Below are 14,382 nucleotides of genomic sequence, written 5' to 3' on the forward strand. Positions count from 1 at the left end.
TGAACTTGAACTTGAATTTCGCAATTGATATTGCATTTGAAAATCCTCAAAGTACTTAGTATTTTGAGGATTTTTTTATTTACTTTGCAAACACAAATTAAAAATTCACAATGAAATCGAAGATTCACGAAATCCAAAATACAACAAATAATATCATGAGTAAAAAGATAGTTTTAGCTTTAGTAGCCGTTGTTTCCCTTATCGCATGTAAAGAAGACGTTAATCCTGATGCTAATGTTCACATCACGGGTGACGTAAAAGGATTGAGCCAAGGAAAATTATATTTGCAAAGATTACAAGATTCTGTATTAATTACGTTAGACAGTATTAAAATTAATGGAGATTCGAAGTTTGAAAGTCACATCACATTAGAAAGTCCAGAAATGTTGTATTTGTTTTTAGACAGAGGACAGACGAATTCAATAGACAACAGTTTACCTTTCTTTGCAGAACCAGGAGAAATTAAAATAGAAACTACCTTAAAACACTTTTTTGCTGATGCCAAAGTTACAGGTTCTAAGAATCATGATTTATGGAAAAAATTTGACAGCTTAAATAGTAAATTCAGAGATCAAAACTTAGCCTTAATGGCAAAACGTTTGAAAAATGAATTAAAACCCAACCCAACAACCACAGATAGCATCGAAAACGAATACCAAAAGCTATTAAAAAGAAAGTATCGCTATACGGCTCATTTTGCAGTTAGCAACGCAAATAAAGAAATTGCACCGTATTTAGCACTTTCAGAAATTGCCGACATTAATACGTATTATCTAGATACCATTCAAAAAAGCATGACACCAGAAGTAGCAAAATCGAAATATGGAAAAATGCTAAATGAGTATGTTAAGAAGAGAAAAGAAATTGAAGTTCAGAAATAAAGTAAAGCGGTCAGAAACTGACCGCTTTTTTTTATAATTATACTATATTATTGTTGCTAAAATAAAGACTTTACTTGATAAAAATCATTCTCTGAAAGGAGATGGAGGACAAATTTGGTAAATATATTTTTTTGGTATTTTTTTTACATTCTCACTCTTATAAAATTCCAACATTACATACCACCAATTCTTTAAACTTTTATCTTCTGTAAATAAATATGAACCATTAATTTTTACATCATTTTCCAAAATTTTAAAAGACACAATAGCTACAAAGTAGTAAGATTCCTCTTTAATATCATATGCAAATAGATTATAAGAATAAGATGATTCATCTTTATTCGGCATAATTATTTGACCGTATATAATATTTTTTGAGCTCAAATTTCTTTGATATTCCTCCAACTTAGAAAAAAGCCAAGTATCTTTTCCTGGTTTAACTTTTCTCAACGATTCAATTTGTCCATTCTTTAGTGGTGCTGTAAATGATTCTCCACCTTCAAATATTTTATCAAGTATTTCAGGATTTAGATCTTGAGAAAAAACAGGATAACAAATTAAAATTAATATCGAAGTTGAAATGAGCTTAAACCAATGCCTTTTAATATTTATATAAATCATAATTAATTTTTTATGTGCCTTTAAATATGTCTTAACTAACCTATTATCAAATATATAAAAGTTTCTACTATTAAAATTAAATAAAACAAAAAACAGTAACTCTAGCCTCTCTGCTACAGTGCGAATCCTTTCGCGTGATAAACAATATAAAACACCCAAAAACAAAAAAACCATCACATTGCTGTGATGGTTTTACTTTAGAGCCGATGGAGGGACTCGAACCCACGACCTGCTGATTACAAATCAGCTGCTCTAGCCAGCTGAGCTACACCGGCAACTCTATTGCGGTGCAAATATACTTCTGAAAATTAAATTTCCAAAAAAAATCTGCACTTTTTTATCGCAATTTTTTAGTTTAATTCGTTTATTTTCGCAACAAATTGATTTGCAGCCGCTTCGTAATCTTTACGGATTTGTTTAAAATGCGCTTTTTTGTTCTCAACGTCTTTTTGATTCGCTCTTGTCATTAAAGTATCAAAAGTTTCGTAGATTTCATCAACTAATTTATCAGATGCTTCAGTTGGTTTTCCAGCTGTAGACATTTCCCAAATGTAAACAATGTTTACAATATCCCCTAAAACGTAGTTGATTTCTTTTTTCAAGTTTTTAACGCTTGCCATTTTGTATAAATTTAAAATTTGAAGCAAAATTACATAATATATTTTGTTCTCAATACATTATATCGAAATTTCTAGCAAAGTAGCCTTTCCTCTAACCGTTAAATTTTCAATACATGCCGGAATCAAAATCGTGTCGCCCATTCGGTAACGCAGGATTTCTCCATTTACAATCATTTCAAATTGACCATTGGTACACATGAAAACGGTAAAAGCTTGTTGGGTGCGCTTCCAAATAAAACGATCTTGTAACGCAATAATATTAGTGACAAAATAAGGACAATTTACCACTGAAGTACTTTGATTGGCTTCTTCCTTATATTCAATTTTAGAATGAGTGGCATTGTAATTAATTGCTTCTAAAGCTAAGTCTGTATGCAATTCTCTTCCGTTTCCATTAGCATCTACTCGATCCCAATCGTAAATGCGATAGGTAACATCACTCGTTTGTTGAATTTCCGCCACCACAACTCCTGCTCCAATGGCATGAATTGTTCCAGTTTCTAAAAAGAACACATCGCCTTTAGAAACAGGATATTCGTTTAGTAAATCTATTAGATTTTTATTTTCTAAATGCGCTAAATATTCTTGTTGATTGGAATCTTTTCTAAATCCAATCACCAAACGCGCCGATTCATCTGCTTGCATTACATACCACATTTCGGTTTTCCCGAAAGAATTGTGACGTTCTTTAGCCAATGCATCATTCGGATGCAATTGAATGGACAAATCTTCCTTAGCATCAATGAATTTAAAAAGCAATGGAAATTGTTTTCCAAAACGAGTAACGACAGATTTTCCTAAAATTTCTTCCGGAAACAAATCGATAATTTCGTTGATGTTTTTTCCTTTAAGCACACCATTGTTAACCACACTAATATCGCCAGGAACGGTTGAAATTTCCCAACTCTCGCCTGTAGTTTCAGAAACTATGGGTTTGTTGAGATAAGTTTTCAACTTGGTTCCGCCCCAAATGCGGTCTTTAAGTATCGGTGTAAACGTTAAAGGATAAAACTTCATAGTCAAATAGTGAAGTACAAAGATGCGAAAAACAATTAAAATATGCTAGAGATGAAAATTGTAAAGCAATAAGCGTAATGAAAATTCAGAAATTATGATATTTCAAAGAAAATTTCAAACTGAAAATAGTATAAAGACAAAATAGTTAGAAAGTATTGTCCCCTCGAGGGGACTTTAGGGGTGTAAAACAGATTTTTATTTTACCTTTTGAATCGCTTCCAATGCTCTTTCAATGTGGTTTTTCGCACTCATACTATCAAAAATATAAATACAATAGCCTTTAGCATCAAAAACATACGTTACGCGTCCGGGCAACAATCCGAAAAGTGCCGTTGGAACACCAAATAAATGACGCAGTTTTCTATCAGCATCCGAAAGTAAAATAAAAGGCAATTTGTATTTCTGTTGAAAATTTTGATGAGAAGTAGCTGAATCACCACTAACCCCAATTACTTCAGCACTCAAATCTTGAAAATCTTGATACGCATCTCTAAAACCACATGCTTGTGTGGTACATCCTGGCGTAAAATCTTTTGGATAAAAGTAAATTACAACGGGTTTTTCATGTATATCATGACTTTCAAAAGCAGTTCCGTCTTGCTTTGTAGCTTTAAAACTTGGTAATTTATCTCCAATTTGAATTGCCATAATTAGTTGCCTTTATAAGTTACAAAGTTTCTTGGTGTTTCGTATAACGTAATTTCCAATTCTTTATCAGCATCAATTAAAACACGAAGTTTGTTCCAGATAATATAAGCGATATGTTCGGCTGTTGGATTCAAATCTTTGAACTCTGGAACATCTTCATTCAAATTTTTATGATCAAACGCTTCTTCAATATGTTCTTTGATTAAATCGGATAAAATTTTAGTATCAATCACATAACCTGTTTCCTTATCCACTTCACCTGTTACCGAAACAATCAATTCGTAATTGTGGCCATGAAAATTCGGATTATTACATTTTCCAAACACTTCCTGATTTTTTTCCATAGACCAATCCTTGCGATACAAACGATGCGCAGCATTAAAATGGGCTTTTCTCGAAACAGTTACTCTCATGGCAATTTAGAATTTAGAAATTTGTATTCAGAATAGTGGTTTTGAAATTTATAATTTATGATCTTCTAGATAGTGATAAAACTCGTCAAATATAATCTTAAACCAAACGGTATAAGCATCAGGATTTTCAATCATATCTTCTTTGATAGCTTCAATGGTCATCCACTTCCAACTCTCCACTTCATCTGGATTGATTATCGGAGCTTCATTATAGTATCCAATCATTACATGATCCAATTCGTGTTCGGTTAAACCGTTATCGAATGGTGCTTTATAAATAAAATGAAACAATTCTTTCAATTCAGCTTGAAAACCCATTTCTTCAAACAAGCGACGTTTTCCAGCTTCGATATTGGTTTCGCCTGCGCGTTGATGACTGCAACAAGTGTTCGTCCACAAAAGAGGTGAATGGTATTTGTGATGCGCGCGTTGTTGCAACATCACTTCGTTTTTATCATTCAAAATAAACACGGAAAAAGCTCTGTGCAAAACGGCTTTTTTGTGAGCTTCCATTTTATTCATGAGTCCAATCGGCTCATCTTGTTCGTTGACTAAAATTACTTGTTCTTCTATCATATAGGTTATAATGCTTGTCAAAAATACGAAAAAAGAAAGGATTGAAAGCTAGTTTTTGAGTTTGTGATAAGTTTAACGTGTGTTGAATAAGTGAATTCCAAAAAGCACTCAAACTTAAAAATGATATGCTTTCGTAAAATGAACGTTTTTTTCACTACCTTTGTAACATTAGTAATGATATCAATTTCTTCTCGCAATACTTTGAATAAAAGTACTTTATAAATTTTTGTTTATTCGCTTGTGTGTTTTTATCCTTTTACTTTTAAAACAAATACTAATTTAAATTACCTAAAATTTAATGGCTAGACCACAGGAAACCTTTAACAAAAAAGAACAAGAAAAACTTCGAGCAAAAAAGCGTAAAGAAAAACAAGAAAAAAAAGAAGCTCGTAAAGCCAATCCAAAATTATCTGGAGAAGATTTATATGTCTATGTAGACGAAAACGGGCACTTAACAAGCACTCCTCCAGATCCATCAAAAAGAATTGTAGTAGATGTAGAAAGCATCGAAATTGGCATCTCTAGAAGAACAGAAGCGGAAGAAGCTCCTACAGAACGCAGAGGAACAATCGATTTTTTCAACGATTCTAAAGGTTTTGGTTTCATTAAAGCAGTAGAAACAGGAGAAAAATACTTCGTACATATCAGCGGTTTAATTGATGACGTAAAAGAAGGCAATTTAGTAACTTACGATTTAGAAAAAGGCGCTAAAGGCATGAATGCTGTAAACGTTAAAAAAATATAATTTCCCTTTTTATCCCAAAAAATAAAATCACAGTGAAAGCTGTGATTTTTTTTGTTTATGAAAAGGATTATTAGTGAAAATTCGAGAAATTCGTGTCTTTTTTATACTCCTAAACTCTCCGCAATTTTCAACGCACATTTTTCACCATCAATCGCGGCTGAGATTATACCTCCTGCATAACCAGCTCCTTCTCCACAAGGATACAACCCTTTGATTTGCACATGTTCCAATGAGAAATTATCTCTTGGAATTCTAACTGGAGACGATGTTCTACTTTCTGGCGCATGTAAAATAGCATCATTCGTCATGTAACCTCGCATTGATTTGCCAAATTGTACAAAACCTTCTCGCATGATTTGGGTTAAAAATCCAGGAAAAACTTGTCCTAATTCTACCGAAGTAGTTCCAGGAACATAGGATGTTTTAGGAATATCCTTTGAAACTTTATTTTGAGTAAAATCAATCATTCGTTGCGCAGGAACTTTTTGAGTTTCTCCAGCCAAATACCATGCTTTTTGTTCGATAGCTTTTTGAAATTCCATTCCCGCTAAAGGTCCGAATTTCTCATAAGGTTTAAAATCTTCCAACTTTAATTCCACCACAATTCCAGAATTAGCAGTAGCTTGATCACGTTTAGAAGGCGACCAACCATTGGTAACCACTTCGCCTGGTGCTGTAGCGCAAGGCGCAATAACACCACCGGGACACATACAAAACGAGTACATTCCACGACCATTAACTTGTTTTACTATCGAATACGGTGCTGGCGGTAAATAATCGCCTCTAAAATCGCATGAATATTGAATTTGATCTATTAATTCTTGTGGATGTTCTGCTCGAACGCCTAAAGCAAAAGGTTTGGCTTCGATATGAACACCTTTTTTATGTAACAATTCAAAAATATCACGAGCCGAATGCCCAGTAGCTAAAATGACTTTGTTAGCCGAAATCACATCTCCATTTTGAATGACAACGCCTTGCATTTCGTTGTTTTTGATAACAAAATCGGTCACACGCGTTTCAAACAACACTTGTCCGCCACATTCGATAATTTTTTCTCGAATATCTTGAATAATTTGAGGCAATTTGTTGGTTCCAATGTGAGGATGTGCTTCTACCATAATATCTGGCGTAGCTCCAAAACCAACAAAAAGTTCCAAAATTCGATCCACATCACCACGTTTTTTAGAACGTGTATATAATTTCCCATCCGAATACGTTCCGGCACCGCCTTCTCCAAAACAATAATTGGAATCTTCGTTTACGATACCATCACGATTAATCGCTTTTAAATCGCGACGACGACCACGAACATCTTTTCCGCGTTCTAAAACGATAGGTTTTAAACCTAATTCAATTAATTGTAAAGCAGCAAATAATCCGGCCGGACCTGCTCCTACTACAATTACTTCTTGTTTGTTGGCAACATTGGGATAATCAGGCAATTCGATTTTAGATTTAACATATGCTTCTCCAACTAGAAAAACATTCGCTTTAATGTTGATTTTTATTGCTTTCTGACGCGCATCAATAGAACGTTTTACAACCACCACTTTTTGAATTTCTTTTGGGCTAACCTGAAATAACTTCGCTACATGTTGGGCTAACAAACTTTCGTTGGCAGCTACTTCGGGTGAAACTTGAAATTGAAATTCGCGTGGCATAATGTATTCTTGTTAATTATGCTGCAAAAATAGTAATTTGAAACTTGACTTTGTAACTTTGCTTCTTTGAAACTTACAAAATGCGAAAAATAAAACTAATTTGGGATTTTAGAGGTGAAGCCGCAGCCAAAACAGCGGAACATCATGATGTTCATTTAAACGAATATTTAGTAAAAGAAAAAATCACTTTAGAAAAAACAGGTTTTGAAATCATCAACGAAATGCACGCGATTGCTTATATTGTGGTAGATGAAAAAGATATGATTACCTTTAGAGATATTTTAAAACCACATCGCGGAGAAATTTACACCGCAAATTAAATTATGATTCATACGATTATCAATATGTTGGGAAACAAATGTCCCAATTGCAACAAAGGAAAGATTTTTAAAAAAGGATTGTTGCATTTTAGCTTTAGTTTTCCAAAAATGCATGAAAATTGCTCCAATTGCGGAACAAAATTTGAAAAAGAACCTGGTTTTTTCTTTGGAGCAATGTTTGTAAGCTACGGACTTGGCGTTGCTGAAGCATTAATTACTTACTTCATTTGCATGCCTTTCTTTGAAGAAACCTTTGATTTGCGAATTATCCCAATAATTGGAATTGTAATTTTAAGTCTAACCTTAGTCAATATTAAACTATCGCGAATTATTTGGATTTATATGTTTAAGGAGTATTCGATGTAAAAAGAAAATCCAAATTCTATTTAAAGAATTTGAATTTTTTATTTTTTGAATTTCTCAAATTATTTTAATCTGCGTTTCTTTTTAAAAATTAATTCGCCACTTCGCTAATAAACTTAATTCGCATTAAACGAAGTTCTTCGATATCATAATCGCCGTCAAATTCTTTTAGTGCATCTTTGATATTATCAGATTCCGATTCCATGAAATAATCATGAATTTCTTCTTGTTGATCTTCGTCTAAAATTTCGTCAATCCAATAGCGGATATTCAATTTGGTTCCTGAATACACGATTTGCTCCATTTCTTTCAACAAACCATCCATATCCAAGCCTTTGGCTTTCGCAATATCATCTAAGCCTAGTTTTCGATCCACGTTTTGAATAATATACAACTTCAATCCAGAATTAGCTCCTGTGGATTTCACCACTAAATCATCAGGACGAATAATATCGTTATCTTCCACATATCGATTGATTAAATCAACGAATGGTTTTCCATATTTTTTAGCTTTTCCTTCTCCTACTCCATGAACATTACTCAATTCATCAATAGAAATTGGATATTTTAACGCCATATCTTCTAAAGAAGGATCTTGGAAAATCACAAACGGTGGAACTCCTAACTTTTTAGCTTCTTTTTTACGCAAATCGCGCAACATAGCCATTAAAGCTTCATCGGCAGTTCCAGAAGATTTAGCTGCAGTTAGGATTGCTTCGTCTTCTTCTTCATTATATTCATGATCTTCAGACATCATAAAAGAAACTGGATTTTTGATAAAAGCTTCTCCTTTTTCTGACATTTTCAACACACCATAAGTCTCAATATCTTTCGTTAATAAACCATCTACTAACACTTGACGAATTAAAGCCATCCAATATTTTTCATCAAAACTAGAACCACTACCAAAACAAGGTTGCCCATCTATTTTTTGTGCTTTAATAATTGCATTTACTTTACCCACAAGTGCTAAAACCACTTCTTTAGACTTAAATAATTGCTTGGTATCGCGAACTAATTTTAACAAGGTAACCACTTGGTCTTGTGCTTCGACTTTTTTCTTTGGATTACGAACGTTGTCATCCATATCGGCACCTTCTCCGTTGACATCATCGAATTCTTCACCGAAATAGTGTAATAAGAATTTACGACGCGACATAGAAGTTTCGGCATAGGCTACCACTTCTTGCAACAACGCAAAACCAATTTCTTGCTCAGCAACAGGCTTTCCAGAAAGGAATTTTTCTAACTTTTCAATGTCTTTATACGAATAGTAAGCCAAACAATGCCCTTCACCACCATCACGACCTGCACGACCTGTTTCTTGATAATAACTTTCTAATGATTTTGGAATATCGTGGTGAATTACAAAACGAACGTCTGGTTTGTCAATTCCCATACCAAAAGCAATGGTTGCTACTACGACTTCTACATCTTCCATTAAAAACATGTCTTGATGTTTTGCTCTAGTTTTAGCATCTAAACCTGCATGATATGGAACAGCGCTAATACCATTGACTTGTAAAACTTGTGCAATTTCTTCCACTTTTTTACGACTCAAACAGTAAATAACACCTGATTTTCCTTTATGTTGTTTAATGAATCGAATAATATCCGATTCGACATTTTTAGTTTTGGTACGTACTTCGTAATATAAATTAGGTCGGTTGAACGATGCTTTAAACGTGTTTGCATCAGGCATATCCAAGTTTTTCAAGATATCCTCTTGCACTTTTGGAGTTGCCGTAGCTGTTAATCCAATCATTGGCACATCACCTAACTGACGTACAATATTTCTCAAATTGCGATATTCAGGACGGAAATCGTGACCCCATTCGGAAATACAGTGTGCTTCGTCAATGGCAACGAAAGATAATTTCACACTGTTTAAAAACTCAATATATTCCTCTTTTGTTAACGATTCTGGGGCAACGTATAACAATTTTGTGATACCTGAAGTGATATCTTTTTTTACTTGATTGACTTCGGTTTTATTCAATGAAGAATTCAAAACATGAGCAATTCCGGGTTCAGAACTCAAGCTTCGAATGGCATCTACTTGGTTTTTCATTAGGGCAATCAGCGGAGAAACCACAATTGCAGTTCCTTCCAATACCAAGGCTGGTAACTGATAACAAAGCGACTTTCCACCACCAGTAGGCATAATCACAAAGGTATTATTTCCTGTGATGATACTTTTAACTACTTGTTCCTGAAGCCCTTTGAATTGGTTAAAACCAAAATATTTCTTTAATTCTTTATGTAAATCAATTTCGTGTGGATTCATTCTCTATTAATATGATTTTACCTAAATTTGCAAACATAAAGATACGATTTTCTTTTATACACACAAATTTTTTAATATTTCTATTTTGAGCACAACTGATACGATTTTAGCTACCGCAAAACGAACTTTACTTTCGGAAAGTAAAAGCATCGCAGATCTAGTGAATTATCTTGACGAGGATTTTGCAAAAAGTGTTACCGCAATCTACAACACCAAAGGAAGACTAGTTATAACTGGAATTGGCAAAAGCGCTTTAATCGCTCAAAAGATTGTAGCTACTTTAAATTCAACAGGAACGCCATCTATGTTTTTACATGCAGCCGAAGCGGTTCATGGCGATTTAGGAATGGTGCAACCAGAGGATATTATCATTTGTATTTCAAAAAGCGGTAATAGTCCAGAAATTAAAGTATTGGCGCCGTTATTAAAACGTTTCGGTAATACGCTAATCGGAATGACGGCTGATAAAAATTCGTTTCTAGGAAAAGAATCACACTACATTTTACATGCGTATGTAGAAAGCGAAGCGTGCCCAAACAACTTAGCCCCAACCAACAGTACTACAGCTCAATTAGTTCTTGGAGATGCTTTAGCCGTTTGTTTAATGGAAATGCGCAACTTTAAAAGTGAAGATTTTGCCGTGTATCATCCAGGCGGCGCTTTAGGAAAAAAATTATTGCTTCGTGTAAAAGACATGTTAGACACCACACACAAACCAATGGTAACTCCAGATGCTTCTATCAAAAAAGTGATTATGGAAATTTCCGAAAAACGTTTGGGTGTAACAGCGGTTATTGAAAACAATCAAGTAATTGGAATTGTAACAGATGGGGATATTCGTCGTATGTTGAACAATCGAGACACTTTTACAGATTTAACAGCGCAAGATATCATGACGAAAAATCCAAAAAACATCAATTCTAGCATTTTAGTTTCGGAAGCGTTAAACATTTTAGAAAACAACTCGATTACGCAGTTAGTTGTAATTGACAATAATGAATACAAAGGAATACTTCACTTACACGATATTTTAAAAGAAGGAATCGTATAATGGCAAATAAAAACATAAAAGAGATGTCGTTTTTAGACCATCTCGAAGAATTACGTTGGTTATTAGTAAGAAGTTCAGCTGCCATTCTAATTTGCGGAATTGTAGCTTTCTTTTTCAGTGATTTTATTTTCAATGAAATTATTTTCGGCCCTAAAAATCCAGACTTTGTTACATACCAATTCTTTTGTGATTTAGGAAAACAATTTGATATGGGCGATACGATGTGTATTACCGAAATCAATCTTCCTATTCAAAACAGAGAAATGGGCGGACAATTTTCGATGCACATGTGGACCTCCATTACGGTAGGGTTTATTTTCGCCTTCCCTTTTATTCTTTGGGAAATTTGGAAATTTATTAGTCCGGCTTTATATGAAAAAGAGAAGAAATACGCGGCATCATTTATTATCATCTCTTCTATATTATTTTTTATCGGAGTTTTGTTTGGCTATTATTTAATTGCACCATTATCGGTACAATTCTTCGCCAGTTACATTGTGAGTCCGGAAATTAGCAATTCGATTGATATTGATTCCTATATGAGCTTGATGAAAACATCCGCTATTGCAAGTGGGTTGTTATTTGAATTACCAATTATTATTTTCTTCTTAACAAAGATTGGATTGGTAACTCCCGAATTTTTAAGAAAATACAGAAAATACACTTTAGTTGTCGTATTAATTGTAGCGGCTGTCATTACACCACCCGATGTTTTGAGCCAAATTATCGTTACAATTCCAATTATGATATTATACGAAGCAAGTATTTTAATTAGTGTTTTGGTAGTAAAAAGTCAAGAAAAAGAAAAATTAAAAGCATAAAAAAAAATGGCAGATTTAGTAAAAGAGTTCAACGATTATCGTTCAAAAATGAACGAAAAATTATTAGCCGACAATAACAAAGTCATCAAAAGAATTTTCAATGTAGACACCAACGCTTACATGGAAGGCGCTTTAGATGTTAAGACAAAAGAACTTCTAGGTTTAGTAGCTTCAGCGGTATTACGTTGTGATGATTGCATCAAATATCATTTAGAAACGGCGTACAAAAACGGCGTTAACAAAGAAGAAATGATGGAAGCTATGGGAATTGCCACTTTAGTAGGTGGAACTATCGTAATTCCTCATTTAAGAAGAGCTTATGAATTTTGGGAAGCTTTAGAAAATGAGCCTGTTTAGCAATTTGTCAATATGTCAATGAGACAATGAGCGAATAAGTTAATAGAGCTTTATATAATTAACATTAAATTGGCACATTGACAAATTGTCTAATTGACACATTATTTCTTATTTTTACACAATATTAAAACATTGACACATTGCCGAATTGCTAATTGGCATATCGCATCATTGTCTAATTGACACATTATTATAATGAAATTAAGAGCAGAAAATTTAGTTAAAACCTATAAAAAAAGAAGTGTAGTAAAAGGGATTTCCGTTGAAGTAAACCAAGGGGAAATCGTGGGTTTATTAGGACCAAATGGTGCCGGAAAAACTACTTCGTTCTACATGATTGTAGGTTTAGTAAAACCAAATAGCGGGAATATCTATTTAGACGATATGGATATTACGAATTTCCCAATGTACAAACGTGCCCAACACGGTATTGGCTATTTGGCTCAAGAAGCTTCTGTTTTTAGAAAATTGAGTATTGAAGATAACATTTTGAGTGTTTTGCAATTAACTACGCTTTCAAAAGCCGAACAAGAAGCTAAAATGGAAGAGTTAATTGCTGAATTTGCATTAGAACACATTCGTACCAATCGTGGTGATTTACTTTCGGGTGGTGAAAGAAGACGTACGGAAATTGCTCGTGCGCTGGCAACAGATCCAAAATTTATTTTATTAGACGAACCTTTTGCTGGAGTTGACCCAGTTGCGGTTGAAGATATTCAACGAATTGTAGCCCAATTAAAAAATAAAAACATTGGTATTTTAATTACCGACCATAACGTACAAGAAACTTTAGCAATTACTGATAAAACCTACTTAATGTTTGAAGGTGGAATTCTAAAAGCTGGAAAACCAGAAGAGCTAGCTGCCGACGAAGTTGTAAGACGTGTTTATTTAGGACAAAATTTCGAATTAAGAAAAACCAAAATCGATTTTGAAGCGCCTAAAACCACTATCATTCACGGTAAAGGAGAACTGAATTTAAATAAAGAATAGTTTTTTTTGCAGTACAAAGTCCACAAAGCTTTATTTCTTTTATCATAGTACTCATTGTTGAACAAGGGATGCTTGGCAGCACAATAAGCTATGCGCATAGTCTAATGTGAACTATGCTAAGTGCAACGTCCGACACTTCGTACTTAATCAACACAACTTGAAACTACTGTTTCTATGTGTTTTAATGAATTGCGTCCTTTGCGAAAAAACTTTGGTCTTTGCGTTTAAATGACTATCGAATACATTTCAACAACAACTTATTCTTATTTCCATTAAAAATATTTACATCCACCATGCCTTCAACACCTTCAATTTGAGCTTTTTCTGTGAATTGCCAAAATTGCCAATCGGATTCTAAATCGTTTCTCCAAAAATTGTAATTGGCAATCCAAAGCGGATATTCTGAAAATTCTTCTTTTAAAAAATCGGTATAATAACTTTCACCAGAATAAATAATTGGATTGACTTTGTAATGCTTTTCTACCTTTTTTAACCAACGACGTAATCCTACTTTTAAACTGTCTATTGATTGGGATTTAGGTAATTTTTCGATATCCAAAACAGGAGGTAAATCGCCTTTTTCTAATTTAACGGTTTTGATAAAATTTTCGGCTTGTTCAATCGAATTTTCGTTGGGACGATAATAATGATAAGCGCCTCGAATGAGTTCTCGCTCTTTTGATGCTTTCCAATTCTCTTTGAATCTTGAATCTACCTTATTTTTTCCAGCAGTAGCACGAATAAAAACAAAAGACAATTCAAACGATTCATCAATATGATAGGTTTGTTCCCAATCGATTTCACTTTGGTATTCCGAAACATCAAAACCAATAGCTTTGTCATCGTGTTTGTGTAATACTTCGTAACACTACTATCCGAAAGTTTTTCAAAAATAGAAAAAAAACTTCTGTATCCCTTTGTTTATATGCTTAATTTTGTTTGATTGATAAAATTATCTGTTGAAAAAATGTTTTTTTCTGGTGGTTTTTCAGCTTTTTTTACAAT

The 14,382-nt window shown here is 33.7% G+C and carries 17 protein-coding genes and 1 tRNA gene; 8 read left to right on the forward strand and 10 right to left on the reverse strand.

From position 1 onward, the window contains the following. The first annotated feature begins 110 nt into the window (after window positions 1-110). Window positions 111-881 carry a DUF4369 domain-containing protein gene (locus tag ACE3PD_RS01445; RefSeq protein WP_374398843.1) on the forward strand — a complete coding sequence of 257 codons (771 nt, stop codon included), beginning with the start codon at window positions 111-113 and terminating at the stop codon, window positions 879-881. Window positions 882-965: 84 nt separating this feature from the next. On the opposite strand, the gene ACE3PD_RS01450 is transcribed toward ACE3PD_RS01445, so the two are convergent. The 7 genes from ACE3PD_RS01450 to idi form a co-directional block, all read right to left on the reverse strand. Next, the gene (locus ACE3PD_RS01450; protein WP_374398845.1) at window positions 966-1,502 is read right to left on the reverse strand and encodes a hypothetical protein; all 537 of its coding nucleotides are present in this window, start codon (window positions 1,500-1,502) and stop codon (window positions 966-968) included. A 201-nt stretch (window positions 1,503-1,703) separates the two neighbouring features. Further along, window positions 1,704-1,777: transfer RNA gene (locus tag ACE3PD_RS01455), tRNA-Thr, on the reverse strand. 75 nt (window positions 1,778-1,852) lie between these two features. After that, window positions 1,853-2,122 (reverse strand): hypothetical protein, encoded by a 270-nt coding sequence (locus tag ACE3PD_RS01460; RefSeq protein WP_026724519.1) that lies wholly within the window; start codon window positions 2,120-2,122, stop codon window positions 1,853-1,855. A 57-nt stretch (window positions 2,123-2,179) separates the two neighbouring features. Next, a complete protein-coding gene (locus ACE3PD_RS01465) occupies window positions 2,180-3,139 on the reverse strand; it encodes a type I phosphomannose isomerase catalytic subunit (protein ID WP_374398847.1) in 960 nt (319 codons plus the stop codon). A gap of 195 nt (window positions 3,140-3,334) precedes the next feature. Beyond that, window positions 3,335-3,787 (reverse strand): peroxiredoxin, encoded by a 453-nt coding sequence (locus ACE3PD_RS01470; protein ID WP_374398849.1) that lies wholly within the window; start codon window positions 3,785-3,787, stop codon window positions 3,335-3,337. Window positions 3,788-3,789: 2 nt separating this feature from the next. Beyond that, window positions 3,790-4,200: a 6-pyruvoyl tetrahydropterin synthase family protein gene (locus ACE3PD_RS01475; RefSeq protein ID WP_374398851.1), complete on the reverse strand. Its 411-nt coding sequence runs from the start codon at window positions 4,198-4,200 to the stop codon at window positions 3,790-3,792. Between the two features lie 48 nt (window positions 4,201-4,248). Continuing rightward, entirely contained in the window at window positions 4,249-4,776 is a 528-nt protein-coding gene (gene idi, locus ACE3PD_RS01480; RefSeq protein ID WP_374398853.1) for an isopentenyl-diphosphate Delta-isomerase, read from the reverse strand. A gap of 298 nt (window positions 4,777-5,074) precedes the next feature. Here idi and ACE3PD_RS01485 point away from each other — a divergent pair, with 298 nt between their 5' ends. Beyond that, window positions 5,075-5,521 (forward strand): cold-shock protein, encoded by a 447-nt coding sequence (locus tag ACE3PD_RS01485; protein WP_374398855.1) that lies wholly within the window; start codon window positions 5,075-5,077, stop codon window positions 5,519-5,521. Window positions 5,522-5,622: 101 nt separating this feature from the next. Here the strand turns inward: ACE3PD_RS01485 and ACE3PD_RS01490 are convergent, their stop codons facing one another. After that, window positions 5,623-7,185, reverse strand: a complete 1,563-nt coding sequence (locus tag ACE3PD_RS01490; protein WP_374398857.1) for an FAD-dependent protein — start codon at window positions 7,183-7,185, stop codon at window positions 5,623-5,625. An 80-nt stretch (window positions 7,186-7,265) separates the two neighbouring features. On the opposite strand from ACE3PD_RS01490, the gene ACE3PD_RS01495 reads away from it, so the two are divergent. Together ACE3PD_RS01495 and ACE3PD_RS01500 are read left to right on the forward strand one after the other, a co-directional pair. Then, the gene (locus tag ACE3PD_RS01495; protein WP_374398859.1) at window positions 7,266-7,505 is read left to right on the forward strand and encodes a hypothetical protein; all 240 of its coding nucleotides are present in this window, start codon (window positions 7,266-7,268) and stop codon (window positions 7,503-7,505) included. A 3-nt stretch (window positions 7,506-7,508) separates the two neighbouring features. Then, complete coding sequence (locus ACE3PD_RS01500) at window positions 7,509-7,871, forward strand: DUF983 domain-containing protein (RefSeq protein WP_374398860.1); 363 nt, start codon at window positions 7,509-7,511, stop codon at window positions 7,869-7,871. Between the two features lie 88 nt (window positions 7,872-7,959). Here ACE3PD_RS01500 and recQ read toward each other — a convergent pair whose 3' ends face one another. Beyond that, complete coding sequence (recQ, locus tag ACE3PD_RS01505) at window positions 7,960-10,155, reverse strand: DNA helicase RecQ (RefSeq protein WP_374398862.1); 2,196 nt, start codon at window positions 10,153-10,155, stop codon at window positions 7,960-7,962. Window positions 10,156-10,240: 85 nt separating this feature from the next. Here recQ and ACE3PD_RS01510 point away from each other — a divergent pair, with 85 nt between their 5' ends. The 4 genes from ACE3PD_RS01510 (at window position 10,241) to lptB (ending at window position 13,377) form a co-directional block, all read left to right on the forward strand. Beyond that, the gene (locus ACE3PD_RS01510; protein ID WP_291264870.1) at window positions 10,241-11,206 is read left to right on the forward strand and encodes an SIS domain-containing protein; all 966 of its coding nucleotides are present in this window, start codon (window positions 10,241-10,243) and stop codon (window positions 11,204-11,206) included. Continuing rightward, window positions 11,206-12,027, forward strand: coding sequence for a twin-arginine translocase subunit TatC (tatC, locus tag ACE3PD_RS01515; RefSeq protein WP_026724506.1), 822 nt, complete (start codon window positions 11,206-11,208; stop codon window positions 12,025-12,027). Before ACE3PD_RS01510 ends, tatC begins: the two co-directional genes overlap by 1 nt. Before the next feature lie 6 nt (window positions 12,028-12,033). Continuing rightward, window positions 12,034-12,384, forward strand: a complete 351-nt coding sequence (locus ACE3PD_RS01520; RefSeq protein WP_374398865.1) for a carboxymuconolactone decarboxylase family protein — start codon at window positions 12,034-12,036, stop codon at window positions 12,382-12,384. Window positions 12,385-12,579: 195 nt separating this feature from the next. Further along, window positions 12,580-13,377, forward strand: a complete 798-nt coding sequence (gene lptB / locus ACE3PD_RS01525) for an LPS export ABC transporter ATP-binding protein (protein WP_374398867.1) — start codon at window positions 12,580-12,582, stop codon at window positions 13,375-13,377. Between the two features lie 232 nt (window positions 13,378-13,609). On the opposite strand, the gene ACE3PD_RS01530 is transcribed toward lptB, so the two are convergent. Continuing rightward, window positions 13,610-14,209, reverse strand: a complete 600-nt coding sequence (locus ACE3PD_RS01530; RefSeq protein ID WP_374398869.1) for a glycoside hydrolase family 25 protein — start codon at window positions 14,207-14,209, stop codon at window positions 13,610-13,612. Between the last annotated feature and the right edge of the window lie 173 nt (window positions 14,210-14,382).

The organism is Flavobacterium sp. (genome assembly GCF_041911335.1).
Taxonomy (GTDB): domain Bacteria; phylum Bacteroidota; class Bacteroidia; order Flavobacteriales; family Flavobacteriaceae; genus Flavobacterium.

What these genes read in the sequence shown, in the direction of transcription:
- ACE3PD_RS01495 (WP_374398859.1), top strand. Translation starts at nt 7,266, where the DNA reads ATGCGAAAAATAAAACTAATTTGGGATTTTAGAGGTGAAGCCGCAGCC.
- ACE3PD_RS01470 (WP_374398849.1), bottom strand. Translation starts at nt 3,787, where the DNA reads ATGGCAATTCAAATTGGAGATAAATTACCAAGTTTTAAAGCTACAAAG.
- ACE3PD_RS01465 (WP_374398847.1), bottom strand. Translation starts at nt 3,139, where the DNA reads ATGAAGTTTTATCCTTTAACGTTTACACCGATACTTAAAGACCGCATT.
- ACE3PD_RS01485 (WP_374398855.1), top strand. Translation starts at nt 5,075, where the DNA reads ATGGCTAGACCACAGGAAACCTTTAACAAAAAAGAACAAGAAAAACTT.
- ACE3PD_RS01475 (WP_374398851.1), bottom strand. Translation starts at nt 4,200, where the DNA reads ATGAGAGTAACTGTTTCGAGAAAAGCCCATTTTAATGCTGCGCATCGT.
- idi (WP_374398853.1), bottom strand. Translation starts at nt 4,776, where the DNA reads ATGATAGAAGAACAAGTAATTTTAGTCAACGAACAAGATGAGCCGATT.
- ACE3PD_RS01520 (WP_374398865.1), top strand. Translation starts at nt 12,034, where the DNA reads ATGGCAGATTTAGTAAAAGAGTTCAACGATTATCGTTCAAAAATGAAC.
- ACE3PD_RS01490 (WP_374398857.1), bottom strand. Translation starts at nt 7,185, where the DNA reads ATGCCACGCGAATTTCAATTTCAAGTTTCACCCGAAGTAGCTGCCAAC.
- ACE3PD_RS01460 (WP_026724519.1), bottom strand. Translation starts at nt 2,122, where the DNA reads ATGGCAAGCGTTAAAAACTTGAAAAAAGAAATCAACTACGTTTTAGGG.
- lptB (WP_374398867.1), top strand. Translation starts at nt 12,580, where the DNA reads ATGAAATTAAGAGCAGAAAATTTAGTTAAAACCTATAAAAAAAGAAGT.
- ACE3PD_RS01450 (WP_374398845.1), bottom strand. Translation starts at nt 1,502, where the DNA reads ATGATTTATATAAATATTAAAAGGCATTGGTTTAAGCTCATTTCAACT.
- tatC (WP_026724506.1), top strand. Translation starts at nt 11,206, where the DNA reads ATGGCAAATAAAAACATAAAAGAGATGTCGTTTTTAGACCATCTCGAA.
- ACE3PD_RS01500 (WP_374398860.1), top strand. Translation starts at nt 7,509, where the DNA reads ATGATTCATACGATTATCAATATGTTGGGAAACAAATGTCCCAATTGC.
- ACE3PD_RS01445 (WP_374398843.1), top strand. Translation starts at nt 111, where the DNA reads ATGAAATCGAAGATTCACGAAATCCAAAATACAACAAATAATATCATG.
- recQ (WP_374398862.1), bottom strand. Translation starts at nt 10,155, where the DNA reads ATGAATCCACACGAAATTGATTTACATAAAGAATTAAAGAAATATTTT.